This is a genomic window from Kluyvera huaxiensis, assembly GCF_040149365.1.
GTDB classification, from domain to species: Bacteria; Pseudomonadota; Gammaproteobacteria; order Enterobacterales; family Enterobacteriaceae; genus Kluyvera; species Kluyvera intermedia_A.
This window is the reverse complement of the sequence record NZ_JBEFLV010000028.1, coordinates 1-22,188: the sequence shown is the minus strand read 5'-3', so window position 1 is coordinate 22,188 and position 22,188 is coordinate 1. Positions and strand designations below refer to the sequence as shown.

Below are 22,188 nucleotides of genomic sequence, written 5' to 3'. Positions count from 1 at the left end.
GCAGAGATTCCCGGCGAGTGTTACCCCGCCGGGAAGGGCATAACTTACTTCGCCGGAATCGCTTTCAGCAGTTCCGTCAGCAGCTGCCAGTACTGGCCAACGCTTTCGATATGAACCTGCTCATCCGGAGAGTGAGGACCGGTAATGGTTGGCCCAATAGAGACCATGTCCATGTTTGGATACGGTTTTTTGAACAGACCACATTCCAGACCCGCGTGGATAATCTGAATGTTTGGCACCTTGTTGAACAGGCGCTGATAGGTTTCACGAACCAGCTGCATTACCGGAGAGCTTGCATCCGGCTGCCAGCCTGGGTAGCCGCCTTTCGGCTGGGTTTTTGCCCCAGCCAGCGCGCCCAGTGATTCCAGCATGCTAACAACGTAATCTTTGCCGCTATCGAGCAGGGAACGAATCAGGCAGTGAATGGTTGCGGTGTCTTCAGTAAAGGAGACGACGCCCACGTTCAGAGAGGTTTCTACCACGCCTTTGGCAACATCAGAGTTGCGGATAACGCCGTTTGGCGTCGCGTTCAGCAACTGAATAAAGGCATCGCGGGAAGCGTTGGTCAGCGCTTTACCTTCAACGGTCTGAGCTTCCAGCACCAGGTTCAGGTTTTTCTCTTTTGCCGACAGTTCGTTTTGCAGGATGTGCAGATAGGTTTCTACCAGATCTTTCAGGCCGCTAACTTTATCTGCTGGAATCGCCAGAGTGGCAAACGCTTCACGTGGGATTGCGTTACGTAGAGTACCGCCGGTGAAGTCAACCAGACGCAGATCCAGTTCCGCTGCGTGAGCGACCAGGAAACGGGCCAGCAGCTTGTTGGCATTACCCAGACCGAGGTGAATATCACCGCCGGAGTGGCCGCCTTTCAGCCCTTTCAGCGTCAGCTTGAAGGTCTGGAAGCCAGCCGGAATTGCTTCACGGGTCAGCGGCAGGTTGCTGGTAAAGTCGATACCACCCGCACAGCCCATGTAGATTTCACCCTCTTCTTCAGAGTCGGTGTTGATCAGGATTTCGCCCTGCAGCCAGTTAGGCTGCAGACCAAATGCGCCGTCCATCCCGGTCTCTTCGGTCATGGTCAGCAGCACTTCCAGCGGGCCATGCTCAACGGAATCGTCGGAAAGTACTGCCAGCGCGGACGCCATGCCAATACCGTTATCAGCCCCCAGCGTTGTACCACGTGCTTTTACCCACTCGCCGTCGATGTACGGCTGAATTGGGTCTTTGGCGAAGTCGTGCACGGTGTCATTGTTTTTCTGCGGCACCATATCAAGGTGAGCCTGCAGAACAACCGCTTTGCGGTTTTCCATGCCCGGCGTCGCGGCTTTACGAATCAGAATGTTGCCGACCTGGTCGCGTTCTGCGTGCAGACCTTTTTCTTTCGCCCAGCCCACGATATGGGCAGCGAGCTGCTCTTCATGATGAGAAGGGTGCGGAATAGAACAGATTTTGGCAAAAATATCCCACAGCGGCTGCGGGGATAATTGAGACAGTTCAGACACGATGAGTCTCCTTACGGCGTTCTGCAAAAGTCGCTTGCAGGTAAAGGGTTAGCACATACATATACCACAAGACTGGCTTGCGCGATGCGGTTGAGAATACCACTTTCTCTCCCTCCCGGTAGAAGAAACCACGTAAAAAGAGCCTGCAATTCCGCTAAACACTGGTTTTTAGTGCGTCAGATCTCTATAATCTCGCGCAACCCATTTCCCCCTTGAACACTTTTTAAGCCGTATAACACAGGCTGGGACACTTCACATGAGCGAAAAATACGTCGTCACCTGGGACATGTTGCAGATTCATGCGCGCAAACTGGCTGCACGCCTGATGCCTTCAGAACAATGGAAAGGCATTATTGCCGTTAGCCGTGGCGGTCTGGTACCAGCCGCACTGCTGGCACGTGAACTGGGCATTCGTCATGTCGACACCGTATGCATCTCCAGCTATGACCACGACAACCAGCGTGAACTGAAAGTTCTCAAACGCGCTGAAGGCGATGGCGAAGGCTTTATCGTTATTGACGATCTGGTAGATACCGGCGGCACCGCGGTAGCTATTCGTGAAATGTACCCGAAAGCGCATTTCGTCACCATCTTCGCTAAACCAGCGGGTCGCCCACTGGTTAACGATTATGTTGTTGATATCCCGCAGGATACCTGGATTGAACAGCCTTGGGACATGGGCGTGGTATTCGTACCGCCTATTTCTGGCCGTTAATTCATCAATAAATGCGCTTCCAACGCCCGGTTATGCCGGGCGTTGTTTTTTTTAACGTTCCACGCGTTACAATAAGCTCAGGATCGTACCTATGGAGGTTTTGTGATGCCAGAAGCCAATCTCAGCGAAACGCTATTCAAACCGCGCTTTAAACACCCAGAAACATCAACGCTGGTGCGCCGCTTCTCCAACGGTAAGACCGACAGTATGCAGTCGGCGCTGAGCGGAAGTAATATCCCGCACTGGTACCGCATGATTAACCGTCTGATGTGGATTTGGCGTGGCGTAACGCCGCAGGAAATTCTCGACGTCCAGTCACGCATCGTGATGAGCAAGGCCGAGCGTACCGACGATGAGCTGTTTGACACCGTTGTCGGCTACCGGGGCGGTAACTGGATTTATGAGTGGTCATCACAGGCCATGCTTTGGCAGCAGAAAGCCACTCAGGAGCCTGATGAAACCCTCAGCGGACGCCACTGGCTGCACGCCTCTAACCTCTATAGCATTGCCGCCTACCCCCATCTGAAGGGGGACGACCTCGCCGAGCAGGCGCAGGCGCTGGCTAACCGTGCTTATGAAGAAGCGGCGAAGCGTTTGCCAGGCGAGATGCGCGAGCTAGAGTTTGCCATTCCTGGTGGGGCGCCGATTACCGGTTTCCTGCATATGCCGAAAGGCGAGGGCCCGTTCCCGACGGTGCTGATGTGCGGCGGCCTTGATGGTCTGCAAACCGATTATTACAGCCTATACGAACACTATTTTGCGCCGCTGGGGATTGCGATGCTGACGGTGGATATGCCCTCTATCGGCTTCTCCTCAAAATGGAAGCTGACTCAGGACTCCAGCATGCTGCATCAGCATGTGATCCGTGCGCTGCCGAATATCCCGTGGGTTGACCATACCCGCGTTGCCGCTTTTGGTTTCCGCTTCGGGGCCAACATCGCTGTGCGCCTGGCGTATCTGGAAGCGCAGAATCTAAAAGCTGTCGCCTGTCTGGGGCCGGTGGTGCATTGTCTTTTGAATGATCCACTGCAACAGGGGCGCGTGCCGGAGATGTATCTCGATGTGCTGGCCTCGCGACTGGGCATGCACGATGCGTCTGACGAAGCGCTGCGCGTTGAACTTAATCGCTACTCCCTGAAAACTCAGGGGCTGCTGGGACGCCGCTGCCCAACGCCAATGCTTTCAGGATTCTGGAATAATGATCCATTTAGCCCGGAAGAAGAGTCGCGTTTAATTGTTTCGTCATCTGCGCAGGGGAAACTGATGTCGATCCCGTTTAACCCGGTGTATCGCAACTTTGACAAGGCGCTGAAAGAAATTGCCGGGTGGATCAACAATAGATTTTGTTAATAGATTGATAAATTCTATTGATTTGGTAAAACAGGTGCATCACTAAAGGAGATCGCAATGACGTTACCGAGTGGACACCCGAAGAGTAGATTGATTAAGAAATTCGCTGCGCTTGGCCCCTATATTCGCGAAGAACAGTGCGAAGACAACCGCTTTTTTTTCGACTGTCTGGCCGTTTGCGTTAACGTAAAGCCTGCGCCTGAGAAGCGTGAGTTCTGGGGCTGGTGGATGGAAATGGAAGCGCAAGAAAATCGCTTCACTTACAGCTACCAGTTCGGCCTGTTTGATAAAGATGGGGTATGGCAGGCGGTGGCGATCAAAGATCCCGAGGTGGTTGAACGTCTGCAGTTAACGTTGCGTGGTTTCCATGACCGGGCAAAAGAGTTGCTCAAGACGCTGGATCTGACGCTGGAGCCGGCAGAAGGTTTTGCCAACGAAGCGGTTAAGCGTACGGCATAAACTAAATAAAGAGACCAGCCTGTGCGCTGGTCTTTTTATTTGGCCATAAAAAAAACCTTCCATCTGGAAGGCTTTTTTATAAATCACTTAGAACTGGTAGGTCATACCAACCGCAACAACGTCATCGGTCATAATAGCCAGACGTTTGGTCACGGCATCTTCATCAATCAGGTTGATCTTATAATCAACAAACGCTGACATATTTTTGTTGAAATAGTAGGTCGCACCGACATCCACATATTTCATCAGATCCTGATCGCCAATTCCGTTATCCAGATCTTTGCCTTTCATCTGCACGTAACCCAGGGATGGACGCAGGCCGAAATCAAACTGATATTGGGCAACGGCTTCGAAGTTCTGTGCTTTATTAGCAAAACCTTGATCCGCAGAGACCAGACCTTTAATTGGGGTCATATTGCGGGTTTCGGTATAAATCATCGCCAGGTAAACATTGTTGGCGTCATATTTCACACCAGTACCCCAGGACTCGGCATTTTTCCCGCCTTTAGCCAGGGATTTAGCCTGCTGAACGTTGGTACGGTCAGAGTTGGTGTACGCCGCGCTAATCGCGAAATCGCTGCCACCGAAATCATAGGACAGCGCAGAACCGAAGCCGTCGCCGTTAGCGGTAGCGTAAGTGCTACGGTCGTTTTTACCCTGATATTGCAGGGTTAAATCCAGACCATCGACAACGCCGAAGAAGTCAGAGTTACGGTAGGTTGCCAGGCCGCTTGAGCGCTTGGTCATGAAGTTATCGGTTTTACCGGTGGAGTCACCGCCGAATTCCGGGAACATATCGGTCCAGGCTTCAACATCGTACAGCGCGCCGAGGTTACGACCGTAATCAAAAGAACCGAACTGTTTAACTTTCAGACCGGCGAAAGCCAGACGCGTTTTTTGCGTAGAGGTGCTTTCGTCGTTATTACCGGAGAATTCAGATTCCCAGCGACCATAACCGGTCAGCTGATCGTTAATTTGGGTTTCACCTTTGAAACCAAAACGAACGTATGTTTTATCGCCATCGGAGCTTGAATCGTCGCTCATGTAATGCATGGCTTTGACTTTGCCGTAAACGTCCAGTTTATTACCGTCTTTGTTATATACTTCAGCAGCCATCGCTGAAGAGGACGCAATAATACCCATCATCGTTAATGCCAGCGTAGTTTTTTGCATTTCTTAATCCCGGTTTTTTATGTTCTAAAATTGCTGTGAAAGACCACTGTGAAAAAACAGGAACGTTTTTATCCCCCGCGTGTTAAAAATTTATGACAATGTCCGATTAAATATAAAAAAGTATGATTAATTTTTTCTGTCATAAAAATGTCAACAATCGCCTCTAGGCTGCCTGATCCCGCGCAACAAAACCCTCGCTTTCAATGCTGGCAGTTGGCAAGCGGCCAGACTCCTGCTACAACGTGAGTTTGGTATCATTTTTTCCTATTTAACGGCAGAGAATCATGAGTGATAGTCAGACGCTGGTCGTCAAACTGGGCACCAGTGTTTTAACGGGCGGATCGCGCCGCCTGAACCGCGCGCACATTGTGGAACTGGTTCGCCAGTGTGCTCAGCTCCATGCGGCTGGGCATCGTATTGTTATCGTTACCTCAGGCGCCATCGCCGCCGGGCGAGAGCATCTGGGCTACCCTGAACTGCCCGCGACTATCGCTTCTAAACAGCTGTTGGCTGCCGTTGGCCAAAGCCGCTTAATTCAGCTCTGGGAACAGCTCTTCTCCATTTACGGTATTCACGTCGGCCAAATGCTGCTGACGCGCGCTGATATGGAAGACCGCGAGCGTTTCCTCAACGCGCGTGACACCATGCGTGCGCTGCTCGATAACAACATTGTTCCGGTGATTAATGAGAACGATGCGGTGGCGACCGCTGAAATCAAAGTGGGCGACAACGACAACCTCTCTGCGCTGGCAGCCATTCTGGCAGGCGCGGATAAGCTGCTGCTGCTCACCGATCAGCAGGGTCTGTTTACGGCCGATCCGCGCAGCAATCCGGATGCGGAACTGATTAAAGATGTCTACGGTATCGATGACAAACTGCGCGCCGTCGCCGGCGACAGCGTCTCCGGTCTGGGTACCGGCGGCATGGGCACCAAACTACAGGCCGCCGACGTTGCCTGTCGTGCTGGTATCGACACCATTATTGCCGCGGGCAGTCTGCCTGGCGTGATTGGTGACGTGATGGCGAATATCTCCGTCGGTACCCGTTTCCATGCCCAGGACACGCCGCTGGAGAACCGCAAACGCTGGATCTTCGGCGCACCTCCAGCAGGTGAACTGATTGTCGATGCCGGTGCGACGGGCGCGATTCTGGAACGTGGTAGTTCATTACTTCCAAAAGGCATTAAAAACGTGACAGGTAACTTCTCCCGTGGTGAAGTGATCCGTATTCGTAACCTTGAAGGTCGGGACATCGCGCATGGCGTCAGCCGCTATAACAGCGACGCGCTGCGGTTGATTGCCGGGCACCATTCGCAAGAGATTGATGCCATCCTCGGCTATGAGTACGGCCCGGTTGCCGTTCATCGTGACGACATGATCACCCGTTAAGGAGTTCAACATGCTGGAACAAATGGGCATTGCAGCGAAGCAAGCCTCTTACAAATTGGCGCTGTTATCCAGCCGTGAAAAAAACCGGGTTCTGGAAACTATTGCTGATTATCTGGAATCACACAGCGATGAGATTCTGCGGGCTAACGCAGACGATCTGACTCAGGCACGTGAAGGTGGCCTGAGTGAAGCGATGCTTGACCGCCTGGCGCTGACTCCGGCGCGTCTGACGGCGATTGCCAATGACGTACGCCAGGTCTGCACGCTGGCCGATCCAGTAGGGCAGGTGATTGACGGTGGTTTGCTGGACAGCGGGCTGCGCGTTGAACGTCGCCGCGTGCCGTTGGGCGTTATTGGCGTGATTTACGAAGCGCGCCCGAACGTCACCGTTGATGTAGCCGCGCTGTGCCTGAAAACTGGCAACGCCGCGATCCTGCGCGGTGGTAAAGAGACTTATCGTACCAACGCCGCCACGGTTGGCGTTATCCAACGGGCGTTAAAAGAGTGCGGCCTGCCGGAAGCGGCGGTGCAGGCGATCGACAATCCGGATCGTGCGCTGGTCAGCGAAATGCTGCGCATGGATAAATACATCGACATGCTGATCCCTCGCGGCGGCGCGGGTCTGCACAAGCTGTGCCGCGAACAGTCGACGATCCCGGTGATCACCGGCGGTATTGGTGTTTGTCATATCTATGTGGATGATACGGCCGAGATTGAGCCGGCGCTGAAGATTCTCGTGAATGCTAAAACTCAGCGTCCAAGCACCTGCAATACCGTGGAAACGCTGTTGGTGAATCAGGCTATTGCTGAACGTTTCCTGCCGGCATTAAGCCAGCAGATGGCGACAAGCGGCGTGACGCTGCACGGCGATGAAACGGTAATGCGCGAGCTGAAAGGCCCGGCGAAGCTGGTGGCCCTGAAGCCTGAAGAGCTGGATAACGAGTTCCTGTCGCTGGATCTTAACGTGGTTATCGTTGCTGACATGGACGCGGCTATCGACCATATCCGCGCCCACGGCACTCAGCACTCCGATGCCATCCTGACCCGCACCCTGAGCAACGCCAATCGTTTCATCAACGAGGTGGATTCCTCGGCGGTGTACGTCAACGCGTCGACCCGTTTCACCGACGGCGGCCAGTTTGGCCTCGGTGCGGAAGTCGCGGTCAGCACGCAGAAATTGCACGCGCGCGGCCCGATGGGGCTGGAAGCACTGACCACCTACAAGTGGATTGGCTTCGGCGACGATACCATTCGTGCGTAATTGATAGCGGGCGATGCAAAAATAGGCAGTTGATTAACCTGACTATTGACGCATCGCCCGGTAAGTCTTAACCTTTTGCCTCGTGATTCACGTCCGTGGTCACATCTTGCAGGGCCGATATAGCTCAGTTGGTAGAGCAGCGCATTCGTAATGCGAAGGTCGTAGGTTCGACTCCTATTATCGGCACCATTCAAACATCTTCTAACGTCTACTAAAGTTCACTCAAACCCCTTATACTCTGTATTGTGTCGCTCCTGATAGTATTTTTACGTCTACTGACATACCCCAAAATCTACATGCTTCTGGGGGTACATTCGGGGGTATGTGCTGTTAGGTCTTGTGGAGATACCCCCAATGAAGCTCAACGCCCGCCAGGTTGATACCGCTAAACCAAAAGATAAACCCTATAAACTTGCTGATGGTGGTGGGCTTTATCTTCTGGTTAACCCAAATGGCGCACGATACTGGCGGCTTAAGTATCGTGTAGCAGGCAAAGAAAAGCTGCTGGCTCTGGGAGTATATCCAGACGTTACCCTTGCTGATGCGCGAGCTAAACGTGATGAGGCAAAAAGGGGTATCGCTGGGGGTATCGATCCCAACGAAGCGAAACGGGAAGAAAAGATAGCTCGAGAGGCAAATGTCAGGAATACGTTTCAGGAAATTGCCTGTGAATGGCACTCCAGCAAACTATACAAATGGTCTGAGGGGTACGCCTCAGACATTATGGAGGCATTCAATAAAGATGTTTTTCCGTATATTGGTAAAAAACCAATCGCGGAAATCAAGCCGCTCGAATTGCTTAATGTGCTTCGCCGAATGGAGGGGCGAGGGGCAACGGAGAAGGCTAAGAAGGTTAGGCAGCGCTGCGGTGAAGTCTTCCGCTATGCCATTGTTACCGGCCGGGCAGAATACAACCCAGCGCCAGATCTCACTAGCGCTATGCAGGGGCATGAATCCAAGCACTATCCTTTCCTGAATACGTCTGAGCTACCGACGTTCTTTGAGGCTCTTTCTGGGTATTCCGGCAGTATGCTGGTGGTATTGGCAGCACGTTTGCTAATCATTACCGGTTTAAGAACTGGCGAACTGCGTGGGGCTATGTGGCAGGAAATCGATGCTGATGCTGCGGTGTGGGAAATCCCAGCAGAGCGAATGAAGATGCGCCGCCCACACATCGTGCCATTGTCATTACAGGCCCAAGCCATAATCATGCGTATCCGGGAAATGACAGGCCGCTATCCCTATATATTCCCTGGGCGTAATGATCCGCGTAAAACCATGAGTGAAGCCAGCATTAACCAGGTTTTTAAACGCATCGGGTATGCCGGGAGAGTGACAGGCCACGGTTTCCGCCACACCATGAGTACCATTCTCCACGAACAGGGCTATAACACCGCATGGATTGAAACGCAGCTCGCCCACGTCGATAAAAACTCTATTCGAGGCACATACAACCACGCTCAATATCTCGATGGCCGCCGGGAAATGCTTCAATGGTATGCCGACTATATGGATGCGCTGGAACACCATGAAAACGTGGTTCACGGGCGTTTTGGTAAATCCTTATGACTGGATGAATAGACAGTGATAGTTAATGCGGGTAGACTTCTGTAGACGAACAAAGAATAGGCTATGTCTAGGCTGATCCCCGAAAACCCGTACACCTCTGCGGGCTGGCATAGCCGCCAAAATCAGGGGGCGCGAGGTGGCGATATGGCATTACCAAAGAGGGAATATTATACCCTTCAACAAGCCGCTAAAAAATCAGGTTGTGAAGTTGAAGACCTTCTGCACTATGCAGCAATTGGCGTATTACAACTCTGCGTACATTATGAGGAGAGCAAAAAATCAGATAGCGCTTGTTATTTTTATGCCTCTCTATCTGATGATTTATTAGATGAGTTAAATGACAATCCAGAAGGTTTTACTATGCATTATTCCTCTAAATATAATCTTATATCTATGGACTCTAATGCTTATTTCTTCACTGCCGAGGATGATCAGCCATGCTGGGCCGATAATGTTAAGGGATGGTTTGCTATCCCACATACCGAACTAACATTACCTGCGTTCGAGAACTCCAAAAAAGCTGAGATTTTTCAACTTATACATCCGCGAAATAACTTGAATAAAAATACCGAGGGGTGGGGGTTTTCAACGGAAGGATTTGATGTGAGTGGTCCTTGTTTTTATGAGGCGAAGACATTCTCATCAGACGATTTTGTTATAATGGCGGATGAGTTGGATATTCTAATCAATGGTGGGATGAAGATTGATCTCTTTGGCCTAGCTGATGAATCTGCCCGGATTAAAAATGTCGTAACGGAAAGTGTTGGAAATAAAACATTAACGTCGATGGCTAAACTGATTAAATCATTGCTTTATCTTTGTTATAAAGATGAAGATGTTATAAACAACCCCCGAAAGCACTTTGATAACAGTCAAAGTGAAATCAATAAGGATTTTGATACGCTCGGGCTTAAACTTCCATCAGGAAAAACCATCGACAAATGGCTACGAGGCGTCGATCTCGATAAGAAATGAAAAGTGGAATATTCCAGGAGTGTGTTGGAATATTCCGAAGTCGTGATATCTACAAAGGTAACCTTCACCCGTTGTCTATCAGCGTCTAACAAGGGCGCATTAGTTAAACTGGGGGTTACATGTCACAACCGTCTCTAATTCGTTTTCATGAAGTACAAAAGCGTACTGGCTATAGTAAGGCGTGGTTATATCGCCTTATGAGCGAGAAACGTTTCCCCGCAGCAATTAAAATTGGTTCCCGCTCTATCGCTTTTATTGAAAGTGAAATTGACGAATGGATTAATCAGCGCATCACTGAGTCACGTGGCGAGGTGGCGTAATGGAAAAGAAAAACCGCCCCGTACAGCAGGCGGCTAACTCAGATATTCGCACGTCTGATATTACGCCGACCACCAGCCCTGTACAAGTACCTAAGCGTATCCCAAAGAAGCACCGCGCCCGCGTCTATATGCTGCGCACTGGTGTAGAGGGATGGACAGAGAATGACATCCTGCGCTATTGCCGTCTTTCATCCGGGCGTAATTATGCGTCTGAGTTGGAGCGCCAGCTTGATATTCAACTAGAGCGTATCGACGAGAAAAACCCGGATGGTATCGGCGCACACCTGCGCTACCGCTTTTCTTGCCGTGGCGACGTTCTCAAGGTGATCCAACTTGTGAACCATAATGCCGCCATTAATGAACATCACGGGTTATCTCAGCAGGATATTACTGACATTCTGAACCTCTACCCGAACGCGTTTAACGCCGCATAACGGAGCCGAAAACATGACTATCGAAAAAAGCCGATTCAATTCGGAGGCCGCCCCACAATACAACACTTGCCAAGGCGAACATAGCAATAATGACTTTGCCGCGATTGTCCCCGTTATTTCCGGTCAAATTGGCGGGCGTGAGGCCAGTATTGTTAGCGCTAAGGCACTGCATAAAGCGCTTGGAGTAGGTAACGACTTTTCAACCTGGATCAAACTACGCATTGATGAATATGGCTTTAGCCTGAGTGCTGATTACGTGGTTTTTGATTCCTCAGATTTCAGGAATCAAAGTTCAAATTTTGAACAGGGTAGCCCCGGATGGGTGACAAAGCGTGGCGGCGACCGTCGCAGTAAAGATTATGGCCTTTCTCTGGGAATGGCTAAAGAACTGGCAATGGTTGAGCGAAACGAACAAGGTCGCGCCGTTCGCCGTTACTTTATTCAGTGTGAAGAAGCCCTACAGCGCAGCGTGCCAGAGATTGCCGCTCAGTATCGCCGCCAGCTCAAAGCCCGTATCGGTGCCGCCAACCTGTTTAAACCGATGTGCGTAGCACTGGAAAGCGCCCGCGCAGAACAGGGTAAACAGACGCAGGCTCGCCACTACAGCAACGAGAGCAACATGATCGCCCGCATTGTTTTGGGTGGCATGACGGCGAAGCAGTGGGCGCAGGCGAATAGCATTACTGGCGAACCACGCGACAGCATGAACGCCGGGCAACTGGAACACCTCACCTACCTGGAGAGTACCAACATTACGCTGATTGATATGGGTATGGGATATGACCTGCGTAAAGCCGAGCTAATCCGCCTCTCTCAGCGCTGGTTAGCTAAACATCTGGGGGCTAATCATGCTTAATGCCGCCGTCCAGAATAAAGCCTTTCCCCTGGCTGGCCTGATGTGTACCTTGCGCGGGATCGCGCACACGCATGAGGGTAAAGCTGGCATAACAGTGCCAGCTAATGCCAGCTCCTCATTTTCTCGTCGTGGTGACGAGGAGAGTTTCGAGACCAGTACGCGCACGAAGATTTATTGGGGGTCACTACGCGAGGAAGATTTTTCCATCATCACTACACGAGGCGGGAAGATTTTTCTGACATCACCACGAGATGCGGGGAATTTATGCACCAGTACGCGCAAGCACGGAAGTGAGTTTCTGGAGTCCATAAAAAAGGGCTTGCCGACTATCGCCAACCCGGTTTATGGTTATAGCGCACCAGCAAAATCTGGTGCCGGGCGTGGAAACCCGTTGAACATAAAGGCGACACAGACGCCAATAGCGTCTTTTTTTGTGTCGTGCCATAGCGCACACCAATTCAGCGGCAATGCCTGCAATGTATCTATGGTGGCGTTGGCGGGGCTGCCGAAAGGCAGGCCGGTTTCCTTTGTGTCCGGTATTTCCACCCCCGTTAACGTCACCACCCCTTTAGAGCGTGGAAACTCAGGTGGTGACTCCTTATACACAAAGGAGGCTGCCATCATGGCTACTACCCCTACCCAAAATCCACAATTTATCTGGTTAATCGCAGCCGTTCGCCGCGATATGCCGACAATTACCGCCAAAATCCATCACATTGCTGCTGAAACTGAGCGCGAAGCCCGCCGCACTCTGGCGCAGGATCACGTCTGTTTCTTTGCAGGCCGTATCCGTCTGGAGGTGGCCGCATGAACATTAACGCTTTATACCGCCATCCGTCCGAGCTTGAAGCCGAAGCGATGTTATCCCGCGAGCAGGCTTACCCGGATGATTTTACGCTTGCAGACCGTACAGCAGAACGGATGACCCGCGCCCGCGATGGACTGGCTCACGTTATGACCGATTTAGTCACTCAACTCGACGATGAACAAGCCGCTATCGTGTATTGCTGGTTGAGTAAAGTCCTGACGATTATCGATATAGCCAGAATTGATGCGGAGGCCAGCGCATGAGCCAGTTACAACTGATTGATGCTGCCTGCCAGATTGAACAGGCACAGGCTGTTTTATCCATGTGGCTGGAGAGCACCACCAATAAAACAGATCCCGATTTACCGCGCCTGATTGGTTCCATTCTGACGCTGTTACACGGTGTACCCGAAGCAATGAGCGAGGCTGAAAGCAAGCTGGCTGACCATGTAATGCGTGAATATCGGGAGGGCAAAGCATGAGCAATATACTGACCATTAAACCGGGAAATCCCGACCTGTTCCACGCAGAAGCCACACCGCACGGCGTCAATATCATGACCCGCAATGATGCCGGGGGATTTGAGCAGGTTGCTCTTATCAGCTACGAGAGCGCGGTAAACCGCCTTGATGCCGGAGAGTACGACGATACGCCAAATATCGGATACGCCATCCATTTTGCCGTTGCTGATGGCGGGGCGCGTGGCTGGTTCGACTTTACCGCGCAGCATAACGTCACTATGTGGCGCTGGCTGATTGCGGCCTGTTTCGTTGCTGAAATGAAGCGCGAGAACGGCACAACCTCCGTTACTGAGTCTGACGGCACATCATCGCAGGTAGCGATTTACTCCAATGGCAAAGCGGCACTTCCGGTTTATCCGTTCGCGGAACGTCTTGCGATGGCGAGCAACATCGAGGGCGCAATGATTGAGCGATACGGCGTCGAACAGGGTACGGAAAAAGCCATTGTGTTTTATCAGGCCATGCTGGATACGGAGCGCGGCGAGCTGACCCCGTTCGGACGTGAAACGCTGGCAGAGCTACACGATCACTTCATTGCTGATCTGGATGAAAATGGCTGGCCTGAAATGCCGCTGGCGCACTGAGGGAGGAGCACGAATGCGTAATATCGACCTTATCCGCGAAGTGACTACCGCCGCCGCTGGTAACTGGCCTTATGTGCTGGCTGGCCTGTCTATCAACGTGCCTGATTCATCACGCCGCCATGCCCCCTGCCCTGCATGTGGTGGTACGGATCGCTTCCGGTTCGATGATAACGGGCGCGGCAGCTTTATCTGCAACCAGTGTGGCACTGGCGACGGCTTAGACCTGATTAAGAAAGTGAACAACTGCGACACTACGGAGGCGGCACAGCTTGCCGCTGATGTGCTGGGTATTGATTACCGGGCAGCGCAAACCGACCCGGCAATAGCGAGCCAGAGAAGGGAACAACTGGAAGCTGACCTCCAGCAGCGTGAACAGGAGCGCCAGCAACAGGCAGCAGAGGACGCAGAGCAGCGAAGGGCTACGTTTGCCCGTCTGTATGCCGGAATGCGCCAGAGCGTCATGCAGGGCGAATCTGAGTACCTGCAATCAAAAGGGCTGACCGGGTTTAACTATCCGGTTATGCCGGATGGTTCGTTATTGCTGGATCTGGTGGACGAATCCGGCGCAGTGGCGGCGGCGCAGACCATCACCCCACAGGGAGAGAAGCAACTTCTGAAAGGTTCGGCGAAACGCGGGGCATATCACGCCGTAAACGCGCCAGAAGCGCCGCAGAGCGTTTTAATTGCCGAGGGGCTGGCTACCGCCCTGTCCGTTCACCAGATGCGGCCTGACGCGCTCACAGTGGCGGCAATTGACGCCGGGAACCTGATCCACGTTGCCGGAGTAATGCGCCGGAAACACCCGCAGTCGCAAATTATTATCGCCGCAGATAACGACCACCCTACAGCAGCCTCCGAAACCGGAGCCACCAACATCGGGAAGGAGGCCGCAGAGAAAGCGGCTTTATCCGTGGCTGGCTGGGTATCGCTGCCACCGACTGACAGCAAAGCTGACTGGAACGACTACCACCAGCAACACGGGCTGGAAGTCGCTACGGCTGCGTTTAATGATTCGATGTACCAGCCGCAGGGGGAATGCGTGAAACCACAACTACAGGCCATTGAGGGCGGTAAAACTGACCAGCCAGAGAAAGACCCGCTAAAACCGCGCATTGAGAGCCGCAAAGATGGCGTTTACTGGATCACGCCTAAAGTGGACAAGGAAAGCGGCGAGATTATCAACAATGAAAGCTGGCTGGCCTCACCGATGGACGTTATTGGCACCGGGCGGGACGATAAGGATCAGTATCTGATACTGCGCTGGCTGGCCTTTGGCGCAGGCATACCGACAACAGCGGCTATCCCCCTGGCTGATATCGGGGAGCGCGAAGGCTGGCGCACCCTGAAAGCGGGCGGGGTTAATGTCACCACGAAAAGCAGCTTACGGGCGATTCTGGCCGACTGGCTACAGCGTAGCGGCTCCCGTGAATTGTGGCGTGTTGCTCACGCTACTGGCTGGCAGTGCGGGGCATACATCATGCCGGATGGGGAGATAATCGGCGCACCTGCGCAACCCGTTTTATTCAGTGGCCGCAGTTCTGCCGCTGCCGGGTACACCGTGGCGGGAACCTCAGAGAGCTGGCGTAACAGTGTTGCGCGTCTGGCATACGGTAACTACGCGATGATGACGGGCATTGCCGCCGCACTGGCAGCACCGTTAATCGGGCTGGCTGGCGCTGACGGATTCGGCATTCACTTCTATGAGCAATCGAGCGCGGGTAAAACCACCACGGCGAACGTGGCGAGCAGCTTATACGGCAATCCGGACTTACTACGCCTGACGTGGTACGGCACGGCGCTGGGGCTGGCGAACGAAGCCGCAGCACACAATGACGGGCTGATGCCACTGGATGAGGTCGGACAAGGGGCAGACCCGGTAAGCGTGTCACAGTCTGCTTACGCGCTGTTTAACGGCGTGGGGAAATTGCAGGGGGCGAAGGAAGGCGGCAACCGTGATTTAAAGCGCTGGCGCACCGTGGCGATCAGTACCGGGGAAATGGACTTAGAAACCTTCATAGCCACAGCCGGACGCAAGACCAAAGCCGGGCAACTGGTGCGCCTGCTGAATATCCCGCTGAGTAAGGCGGTGCGCTTTCACGATCACCAAAACGGCAAACAACATGCCGACGCACTGAAAGACGCATATCAGCACCACCACGGCGCAGCGGGGCGGGAGTGGATCAAGTGGCTGGCTAACCACCAGCAACAGGCCATTGATACCGTGCGGGAGTGTGAAGCCCGCTGGCGCAGCCTGATACCTGCCGACTATGGCGAACAGGTTCACCGTGTAGGGGCGCGGTTTGCCATTCTGGAAGCCGCATTGATATTGGGCAGCGTTGTGACCGGATGGGACGTGCAGGCCTGCCGTGATGCGATACAGCACAGCTACAACGCATGGGTACGCGAGTTCGGCACGGGAAACAAAGAGCACCAGCAGATCGTTGAACAGTGCGAGGCGTTTCTGAATGCGCATGGCCTGAGCAGATACGCGCCTTTCCCTTACGACCAGTCAGATTTGCCTATTCGAGACCTTGCCGGATACCGGGCAAAGGGAAATCATGATGCTGATCCAATGATTTTCTACACTTTCCCGGCTGCGTTTGAGGGTGAGATAGCCAGGGGGTTTAATGCAAAACAGTTTGCCGAGACGATAAAGAATGCCGGAATGCTGACGCCTCCAGCCAGTGGCAGAGGCTACCAGCGTAAATCCCCTCGTATCAATGGGCGGCAATTCAATGTCTACGTGATCCACTACATGCCGGAGAGTTGCCAGCCAGAAGAGTAATTTTATTCACATACGTAGTTTTGGTGTTGGTTCAGTTAGTTCAGTTGGTTCAATTTGTAAGTATCATTGTTTTTTAAGGTTTTTTATCAGATATCTGAACCAACACTGAACCAACAAATACTCATTTTGAACCAACACCACAAAAGACGAGATTACTCACTGGCTGGCACTGAACCAACAAAGCAGGCGACTGAACCAACACGAAATCACAAATGTTGGTTCAGCAAAACCCAGTAATGGCGCGGCTTGCAAGCCCGTGAACCAACTGAACCAACTGAACCAACACTATTTGCGCTTACTATATAAAAAAATCGAAACGAAATGAGAGAGGCTAAAGAATGACAGCACAAATTTCAGCCTACGGGCGGCTGGTGGCCGACCCACAGACCAGAACGACCAACAGCGGAACAAGTATGACAATGGCGCGGCTGGCGGTGGCGCTTCCGTGCAATGCGGCAGAGGCGGGAGAGTCAACCTTCTGGCTGGGCGTTATTGCTTTTGGAAAGCAGGCCGATGCGCTGGCTAAACACCAGAAAGGCGACCTTGTGAGCGTGGCAGGCAATATGCAACTCAACCAGTGGACAGGGCAGGACGGCGGTACACAGCAGGGGTATCAGGTAGTAGCCGACAGTGTGATCAGCGCCAGAACGGTACGCCCCGGCGGGAAGGCAGGACAGCAGGGACAGGCAACGGACGCGCTGAGACGTGCGCAGCAGCCATCCCGTGATGAATACGACCAGCGCCCACCATTCGACGATGAAACGCCATTCTGAGGGAGATAAGCATGGTCAACGATAGTAAAGCAGAGGCTCTGGAAGCAAAGGGGCTGTATCGCAGGGCTGCGACGCGCTGGCAGGAAGTCATGATGCTTTGTGCTGAGGACGATGATCGGGAATGGGTAAAGCAGCGACGTGATACGTGTCTGACGAACGTGAAGCGCCCGCCAGTGAAAACCGATGATTACGGCGATCTGCATAAAGCAGTCACTGAGACACAACACCGCATGGGGATAGCGCAACCGAACGGTAACGCCTTCCGGTTAAATGGCGGTAAGAAGCAACGACAGACCACCAGCGGGAGCGACAGTTCGCAGTAAGGTTCGCACCAGAACGGCTGTAAATTCTGGACTGTTCTTGACAGATTTTAAACCCTAGTAGCGCTAAACCCGCGCCAGTCGTGGGCTGGAAGCCAGAACGTGATTTAGGTTGTCAAAAATATTCTGGTTCGCGCCATTGGTTCGCAGTACGCAGTCAGGTACGCAGCAAAACTGCGCATTCAGCGTGCGTACCATCTGACGAATTCTAACGGCGGCATTGCGAATGCGTCGTAAATTGCGCAGAACGAAATGCGAATTCGCAAAATAGCGGAGAGGACTGATATTACAGGCGCAGATTAGTCCATTCGCAGTTGGTAGCACCACGGATATGCTAAGTTTTGCTAAGGTTTTGGGCGCAGTAAATTGCGCAGGAATTGGTTGAGAAAAGTTGAGTTCTCGCCAGTATTCACAGGTGCGCAAAATTGCGCAATATGAAACCAATTCGCAGTTGCCTATCAGCCTGTAAGGCGCATCATATCTAGTTTTCTACAGTTGTGCTCAGTACGCAAAGTGGAAAATCCTCCGAATACGAAACCCGCGCATTGCGCAGTAAATTGCGAATTGCGCAGTTAACAAAATATCTGCGCAAAACGAAACGGATACCAATGCGCAAACCATCCTGAAACCCGCGCAGTTACTGGTTTTATTGATGTGAAATTGCAAAACTGGTGCGCAATTTACACTAAAATACACATATTATTTCGTATTCAATTTGCGCACAATTCGCAGCTAATGCGCAGTAATTCGCAGGAGGCCAGCCAGTGAGAGACAGAACGCGCAGCTATACCACCGACCTGCCCCGTATAGGGTTGCCATTCCTTGCGAACATGCGTAGCAGGCTGGCGGATGCTGAACCGGGTACGCAGCTTTATACCCAGACCGAAAGCGGAACGTTGTATACCTTCCGGCAAGCCGACAGCTACGCCATGACAATCAACGGCGTTACACGGGTAATCAGAACCACGACCACACAAGCCGGATATGGCGTGCGGGAATGGTACGTTTGTCCCCACTGTATGAAACGGGCTGCAAAGCTGTATATCGGTAAAAAAGATATTGGCTGCCGGGAATGCTGGAAGCTCCACTACAAAAGCCAGAGCGCCGATAGACTGGACAGGATGCGCATGAAGATACGCCAGCAGCGATACGCGATTTGGGGCAACAATGACCTTACCAATAATCTGTTTAATGACATTCGCATGTTCCCGAAACCAAAGGGGATGCGCTGGGCTACGTTTGACAGGAAGCGGGCAGAGTTGTCAGCAATGGAGATGGCTTACTGGCAGGCATTCAGTCCGGTAGTAGATAGAATCACGGGCGTGATTGAGCGTAAGACGGGGAAAGCAGCCAGAGGCATTGGCCTGACTTTGTAAAAGCAAAACGCCCGCACGGGGCGTCAAGGAACGGGATAGACTTCTGCGACAATTTGCATTCGCCGCCAATATAGCAAGCCGTCCACATCAAGCAATAAACTATCACCGGGAGGGGGAGGCCAAATCTCTGCAACCCTGAGCCTTAAGGACTGCCCGCCTCATCGAATGTTTATACCCGCGAAAAATAAAATTTAATCCGGGCGTGTTTCATCCTTCCAGATGGGTATGACGTATGACACCACGCGAAATAGCTTTATTGACCACCGCCAAACTGGAGCACGAAGGCCACCAGCTAACCCCGGCAGATCAACGGGAGATAGAACGCTCAGTTAATGCCGATATAGCCCGGCGTGACAAATTCCGCGAAATGATGCGATCACCCGCCTACCAGTGGAGGAAGCCAGCGCCGCGCAGGTAGATACGGGATTATTCCGCATGTAACTTATGCGTATTAAGCAAATTACCTTTATTCACCTTTACAGAATTGTGAGTGCGTCAGTATCGTTATCCTTCCGATTCGCATTTATTCAGGATTTGCATGTACCAGCTAAAGATAACCATCCGAGACAGCAAACCACCAATATGGCGGCGTGTGCTGGTTCCAGAGCAAATCCCCTTTAGTGAACTTCACGCGGTGATCCAGTTGGCTTTTGGCTGGAATGACGAACATCTGTATATGTTCGAGAAAGGTCGTAAAGGTGATCCCGGTAGCGAGTATCGCGTATGGGGTGAGGATGAAAGCATGGGTAACGCGGCAATCACGCCACTATGGGCGGCGCTCCAGAATGAGGGGGACAGGCTGGTTTACACGTATGACTTTGGCGACTGGTGGGATTGCCTTGTTGTGCTGGAGAAGCAAACACATGATACCAGTATCCAGCCTGTTAGCTGTTTGCGCGGGAAGGGCACTACCCCGGCGGAAAATTCGGGTGGTTTGCATGGTTACAATGAATTGCTCTTACAGGCCAGAGAGTCTGATAATCCTGAACAGGCCGAGATCCACGATTTCCTGATGCTGGATATTGAACGCCGGGTTTACGACCTGAACAACATTAACGACAGATTGCAGGCTCTTAACTGACCCGCATGTATTCGCCTGATATTGCGTTATCAGCGCCGCCAGTATCGCGCATAACAGCGCAGTGACCGGGTAAACCGTAGCGCACGACCGTTGCGTTAGTCTCACCGCCGCGCCGTACCTGACGCGATTCATACACTGTCACCCGCTCAAGCAGTCCACCAGCAACCATGCTTTCCAGTGTGCGCCGGGTTGATTCGAGCTGGTGGCGCTTATCGAACGACACCATGCCATGAAGCAGGTAGGCCACGCCCGACACATCGAACGGCGGCGCACCAATCTCACCTGTCACCCATTCTAGGTTATCCGGCTCAAAATAACTGAGTATCTCTTTTTTACGGCTGGTCATTCTCATGGCTGGCTGATTCCTTATTGTGGGATAGCACTATCATACAATAAGTGGGTTAAAGGGAGAGCGTTACCGCCTGATATGCTGTATGAATAACAATCAAATTTCAGGGGCGGAAAAAGATATGGGGGTACTTTTGGGGGTATCTATAAAAACTGAACAATAAAAAACCAACAAAAACAAAGGTTATAACCTATATGTGTTGTTCCTATTATCGCACCATCAAAATCAATAAGTTATGTTAAAAAACTCCCTTTGCTTACATCATGGTTTTTCGCGTGTAACTGCATGTGTAAGTAATTTTCGTCAACGTTTATCTACAGTGATGCTCTGCCATTTTTTTCGAGTTAGCTGGTTTTGTTGCATGCTAACCCGAGCTGGGGGCACTACAAAAAAAGCTGCTGTTTTAGCTAAATTAGCAACAAAAGCATCCTTGTGTGAAAGTCTACAAATTTTTAAACATAATCGAAGGCCTCTGTAATGCGAGGGCGTACGAGTAGTTGGAAGAGGGCAAAATGATAAGACGCTTCCGCGATGCGTCTTATCATAGTTGCGTTAAATAGTTCCTGTCCTGTAGATACTGATTTATAGATTATCCCGGAAGTTGTTTACTCCATTTTGTCAGTATATCTTCCGCCAACATTTTGATTTCGCTGATGATAGATTTACGTGTGTCTTTGTTGTGCTCTTGGTGAGCGGACATGACTTGTTCAGCGAGACGAACATGTAGATTGTTATCACTTTGGAATTTAGGTAAATCTAAATGCTTAAACACATCAGCAACCTGTATTGAAACATTATGTGCATCAATCCACTCCTGAACAGTTTGAGAATTCAATAGTCCACACAGATAATAGGCTGTTTCTTTGTCATCAAAGGCTGAAAAATAGACCTTATGATCAGGTACGTAAGGGCGTGTTCCTACTAGAGGTACATTGGCACTTCCGGCTACAGCAGCATAGAATGACGAAGACATTTCAGGCCAGATGACCTTCCATGGCTTAAATGTGTAATCACCAACGTTATATACGGCATGGAAAGGTGCACCTTTCATTTGTCTGCGATAAGTTGAACGTGCTTGCAGAACTGGTTCAAATGAATCAAACCAAGCTGCAGTCTTTCTAAGCTCATGCTTATTTAGGCGTTCTTCTGCTTCTGCATAATCGGCAGTTGATATCCCAGTATTGGGAACAAATGTGAAAAGACGGTCTTTATTGTCAAAATCAGGCGCATTGATTTTGAGATAGCACTCATCAAAATCGCCTGCCCCCTTAATGAGGGGGTAAAGATCTGTAGCCTCTACCCAAGCCTGCTTAACTGGGCCTATATCTTTTTTACCAGCCTCTGGTCGGCTTCGAATTTGAACATGATTTTCATTCACCTTCAGGATAGGTACGAAGAAAACACCGTTAAGGTCGGTTGTAATTCCTTTCCTGCCCTTGGTCCAGGAGCATTGACGGGATAGATATTTTATCGCTTCAAATCGGTCTGGTGCTAAGGAAGGTGCGAATAAGCAGGTCATTTCTTCCCAAGCTGACTCGCTGATTAAAATTTCGCGGATCTGGGCCGATTTTTTTCCCGCAAACACATCGA

General features: G+C 51.7%; 23 protein-coding genes, 1 tRNA gene and 1 pseudogene. 21 read left to right on the top strand and 4 right to left on the bottom strand.

The genetic code is table 11. The annotated features are described in order from the left end of the window. Positions 1-44: 44 nt before the first annotated feature. Complete coding sequence (gene pepD / locus ABOC97_RS21515; protein ID WP_234504540.1) at positions 45-1,502, bottom strand: beta-Ala-His dipeptidase; 1,458 nt, start codon at positions 1,500-1,502, stop codon at positions 45-47. Positions 1,503-1,758: 256 nt separating this feature from the next. Between pepD and gpt the strand changes: the two genes are divergently transcribed. The 3 genes from gpt to crl all read left to right on the top strand — a co-directional run bounded on the left by gpt (position 1,759) and on the right by crl (position 4,026). Beyond that, positions 1,759-2,217, top strand: a complete 459-nt coding sequence (gene gpt / locus ABOC97_RS21510) for a xanthine phosphoribosyltransferase (RefSeq protein ID WP_062777267.1) — start codon at positions 1,759-1,761, stop codon at positions 2,215-2,217. Between the two features lie 105 nt (positions 2,218-2,322). Beyond that, a complete protein-coding gene (frsA, locus tag ABOC97_RS21505; RefSeq protein ID WP_349601621.1) occupies positions 2,323-3,567 on the top strand; it encodes an esterase FrsA in 1,245 nt (414 codons plus the stop codon). A 57-nt stretch (positions 3,568-3,624) separates the two neighbouring features. Then, positions 3,625-4,026 (top strand): sigma factor-binding protein Crl, encoded by a 402-nt coding sequence (crl, locus tag ABOC97_RS21500; protein ID WP_234504546.1) that lies wholly within the window; start codon positions 3,625-3,627, stop codon positions 4,024-4,026. A gap of 87 nt (positions 4,027-4,113) precedes the next feature. Here the strand turns inward: crl and phoE are convergent, their stop codons facing one another. Then, positions 4,114-5,199 (bottom strand): phosphoporin PhoE, encoded by a 1,086-nt coding sequence (gene phoE / locus ABOC97_RS21495; protein WP_349601619.1) that lies wholly within the window; start codon positions 5,197-5,199, stop codon positions 4,114-4,116. 284 nt (positions 5,200-5,483) lie between these two features. Between phoE and proB the strand changes: the two genes are divergently transcribed. From proB to ABOC97_RS21405, 18 genes are all read left to right on the top strand, one after another. Continuing rightward, entirely contained in the window at positions 5,484-6,587 is a 1,104-nt protein-coding gene (gene proB / locus ABOC97_RS21490; RefSeq protein ID WP_234504553.1) for a glutamate 5-kinase, read from the top strand. 10 nt (positions 6,588-6,597) lie between these two features. Continuing rightward, positions 6,598-7,848, top strand: coding sequence for a glutamate-5-semialdehyde dehydrogenase (gene proA, locus ABOC97_RS21485; protein ID WP_349601617.1), 1,251 nt, complete (start codon positions 6,598-6,600; stop codon positions 7,846-7,848). Positions 7,849-7,961: 113 nt separating this feature from the next. Continuing rightward, positions 7,962-8,037, top strand: a tRNA-Thr gene (locus ABOC97_RS21480). A gap of 165 nt (positions 8,038-8,202) precedes the next feature. Next, positions 8,203-9,417: a tyrosine-type recombinase/integrase gene (locus tag ABOC97_RS21475; protein WP_033144708.1), complete on the top strand. Its 1,215-nt coding sequence runs from the start codon at positions 8,203-8,205 to the stop codon at positions 9,415-9,417. A 63-nt stretch (positions 9,418-9,480) separates the two neighbouring features. Beyond that, positions 9,481-10,392, top strand: a complete 912-nt coding sequence (locus ABOC97_RS21470; protein ID WP_071993571.1) for a hypothetical protein — start codon at positions 9,481-9,483, stop codon at positions 10,390-10,392. A gap of 119 nt (positions 10,393-10,511) precedes the next feature. Further along, positions 10,512-10,712, top strand: a complete 201-nt coding sequence (locus ABOC97_RS21465; RefSeq protein ID WP_033144711.1) for a helix-turn-helix transcriptional regulator — start codon at positions 10,512-10,514, stop codon at positions 10,710-10,712. Continuing rightward, positions 10,712-11,146, top strand: coding sequence for a hypothetical protein (locus ABOC97_RS21460; RefSeq protein WP_033144712.1), 435 nt, complete (start codon positions 10,712-10,714; stop codon positions 11,144-11,146). The genes ABOC97_RS21465 and ABOC97_RS21460 overlap by 1 nt, the downstream gene beginning before the upstream one ends. A gap of 13 nt (positions 11,147-11,159) precedes the next feature. Next, a complete protein-coding gene (locus ABOC97_RS21455; RefSeq protein ID WP_349601615.1) occupies positions 11,160-12,002 on the top strand; it encodes an antA/AntB antirepressor family protein in 843 nt (280 codons plus the stop codon). Continuing rightward, entirely contained in the window at positions 11,995-12,813 is an 819-nt protein-coding gene (locus tag ABOC97_RS21450) for a host cell division inhibitor Icd-like protein (protein ID WP_349601613.1), read from the top strand. The genes ABOC97_RS21455 and ABOC97_RS21450 overlap by 8 nt, the downstream gene beginning before the upstream one ends. Beyond that, positions 12,810-13,073 carry a nicotinic acetylcholine receptor subunit beta gene (locus ABOC97_RS21445; protein WP_103786846.1) on the top strand — a complete coding sequence of 88 codons (264 nt, stop codon included), beginning with the start codon at positions 12,810-12,812 and terminating at the stop codon, positions 13,071-13,073. The genes ABOC97_RS21450 and ABOC97_RS21445 overlap by 4 nt, the downstream gene beginning before the upstream one ends. After that, positions 13,070-13,291: a hypothetical protein gene (locus ABOC97_RS21440; RefSeq protein WP_001651014.1), complete on the top strand. Its 222-nt coding sequence runs from the start codon at positions 13,070-13,072 to the stop codon at positions 13,289-13,291. Before ABOC97_RS21445 ends, ABOC97_RS21440 begins: the two co-directional genes overlap by 4 nt. Then, the gene (locus ABOC97_RS21435) at positions 13,288-13,914 is read left to right on the top strand and encodes a hypothetical protein (protein WP_349601611.1); all 627 of its coding nucleotides are present in this window, start codon (positions 13,288-13,290) and stop codon (positions 13,912-13,914) included. Before ABOC97_RS21440 ends, ABOC97_RS21435 begins: the two co-directional genes overlap by 4 nt. Before the next feature lie 13 nt (positions 13,915-13,927). Next, positions 13,928-16,699 (top strand): DUF927 domain-containing protein, encoded by a 2,772-nt coding sequence (locus tag ABOC97_RS21430; RefSeq protein WP_349601609.1) that lies wholly within the window; start codon positions 13,928-13,930, stop codon positions 16,697-16,699. Between the two features lie 338 nt (positions 16,700-17,037). Beyond that, positions 17,038-17,472, top strand: coding sequence for a single-stranded DNA-binding protein (locus tag ABOC97_RS21425; protein ID WP_033144719.1), 435 nt, complete (start codon positions 17,038-17,040; stop codon positions 17,470-17,472). A gap of 11 nt (positions 17,473-17,483) precedes the next feature. Further along, positions 17,484-17,795, top strand: coding sequence for a PerC family transcriptional regulator (locus tag ABOC97_RS21420; RefSeq protein ID WP_047721951.1), 312 nt, complete (start codon positions 17,484-17,486; stop codon positions 17,793-17,795). A gap of 761 nt (positions 17,796-18,556) precedes the next feature. Then, complete coding sequence (locus ABOC97_RS21415) at positions 18,557-19,168, top strand: hypothetical protein (RefSeq protein WP_251996795.1); 612 nt, start codon at positions 18,557-18,559, stop codon at positions 19,166-19,168. A gap of 232 nt (positions 19,169-19,400) precedes the next feature. Further along, positions 19,401-19,586, top strand: coding sequence for a hypothetical protein (locus ABOC97_RS21410; RefSeq protein WP_071786473.1), 186 nt, complete (start codon positions 19,401-19,403; stop codon positions 19,584-19,586). Between the two features lie 120 nt (positions 19,587-19,706). Continuing rightward, positions 19,707-20,249 (top strand): plasmid pRiA4b ORF-3 family protein, encoded by a 543-nt coding sequence (locus tag ABOC97_RS21405; protein WP_174332560.1) that lies wholly within the window; start codon positions 19,707-19,709, stop codon positions 20,247-20,249. Here the strand turns inward: ABOC97_RS21405 and ABOC97_RS21400 are convergent. Together ABOC97_RS21400 and ABOC97_RS21395 are read right to left on the bottom strand one after the other, a co-directional pair. Further along, entirely contained in the window at positions 20,242-20,601 is a 360-nt protein-coding gene (locus ABOC97_RS21400) for a hypothetical protein (RefSeq protein ID WP_001371750.1), read from the bottom strand. The genes ABOC97_RS21405 and ABOC97_RS21400 overlap by 8 nt on opposite strands. 586 nt (positions 20,602-21,187) lie before the next feature. Beyond that, positions 21,188-22,188: pseudogene (locus tag ABOC97_RS21395) on the bottom strand (Eco57I restriction-modification methylase domain-containing protein); the annotation flags it as partial.

Coding starts and splice junctions, on each gene's coding strand:
- gpt (WP_062777267.1), top strand. CDS start 1,759: ATGAGCGAAAAATACGTCGTCACCTGGGACATGTTGCAGATTCATGCG.
- frsA (WP_349601621.1), top strand. CDS start 2,323: ATGCCAGAAGCCAATCTCAGCGAAACGCTATTCAAACCGCGCTTTAAA.
- crl (WP_234504546.1), top strand. CDS start 3,625: ATGACGTTACCGAGTGGACACCCGAAGAGTAGATTGATTAAGAAATTC.
- phoE (WP_349601619.1), bottom strand. CDS start 5,199: ATGCAAAAAACTACGCTGGCATTAACGATGATGGGTATTATTGCGTCC.
- proB (WP_234504553.1), top strand. CDS start 5,484: ATGAGTGATAGTCAGACGCTGGTCGTCAAACTGGGCACCAGTGTTTTA.
- proA (WP_349601617.1), top strand. CDS start 6,598: ATGCTGGAACAAATGGGCATTGCAGCGAAGCAAGCCTCTTACAAATTG.
- ABOC97_RS21475 (WP_033144708.1), top strand. CDS start 8,203: ATGAAGCTCAACGCCCGCCAGGTTGATACCGCTAAACCAAAAGATAAA.
- ABOC97_RS21470 (WP_071993571.1), top strand. CDS start 9,481: ATGTCTAGGCTGATCCCCGAAAACCCGTACACCTCTGCGGGCTGGCAT.
- ABOC97_RS21465 (WP_033144711.1), top strand. CDS start 10,512: ATGTCACAACCGTCTCTAATTCGTTTTCATGAAGTACAAAAGCGTACT.
- ABOC97_RS21460 (WP_033144712.1), top strand. CDS start 10,712: ATGGAAAAGAAAAACCGCCCCGTACAGCAGGCGGCTAACTCAGATATT.
- ABOC97_RS21455 (WP_349601615.1), top strand. CDS start 11,160: ATGACTATCGAAAAAAGCCGATTCAATTCGGAGGCCGCCCCACAATAC.
- ABOC97_RS21450 (WP_349601613.1), top strand. CDS start 11,995: ATGCTTAATGCCGCCGTCCAGAATAAAGCCTTTCCCCTGGCTGGCCTG.
- ABOC97_RS21445 (WP_103786846.1), top strand. CDS start 12,810: ATGAACATTAACGCTTTATACCGCCATCCGTCCGAGCTTGAAGCCGAA.
- ABOC97_RS21440 (WP_001651014.1), top strand. CDS start 13,070: ATGAGCCAGTTACAACTGATTGATGCTGCCTGCCAGATTGAACAGGCA.
- ABOC97_RS21435 (WP_349601611.1), top strand. CDS start 13,288: ATGAGCAATATACTGACCATTAAACCGGGAAATCCCGACCTGTTCCAC.
- ABOC97_RS21430 (WP_349601609.1), top strand. CDS start 13,928: ATGCGTAATATCGACCTTATCCGCGAAGTGACTACCGCCGCCGCTGGT.
- ABOC97_RS21425 (WP_033144719.1), top strand. CDS start 17,038: ATGACAGCACAAATTTCAGCCTACGGGCGGCTGGTGGCCGACCCACAG.
- ABOC97_RS21420 (WP_047721951.1), top strand. CDS start 17,484: ATGGTCAACGATAGTAAAGCAGAGGCTCTGGAAGCAAAGGGGCTGTAT.
- ABOC97_RS21410 (WP_071786473.1), top strand. CDS start 19,401: ATGACACCACGCGAAATAGCTTTATTGACCACCGCCAAACTGGAGCAC.
- ABOC97_RS21405 (WP_174332560.1), top strand. CDS start 19,707: ATGTACCAGCTAAAGATAACCATCCGAGACAGCAAACCACCAATATGG.
- ABOC97_RS21400 (WP_001371750.1), bottom strand. CDS start 20,601: ATGAGAATGACCAGCCGTAAAAAAGAGATACTCAGTTATTTTGAGCCG.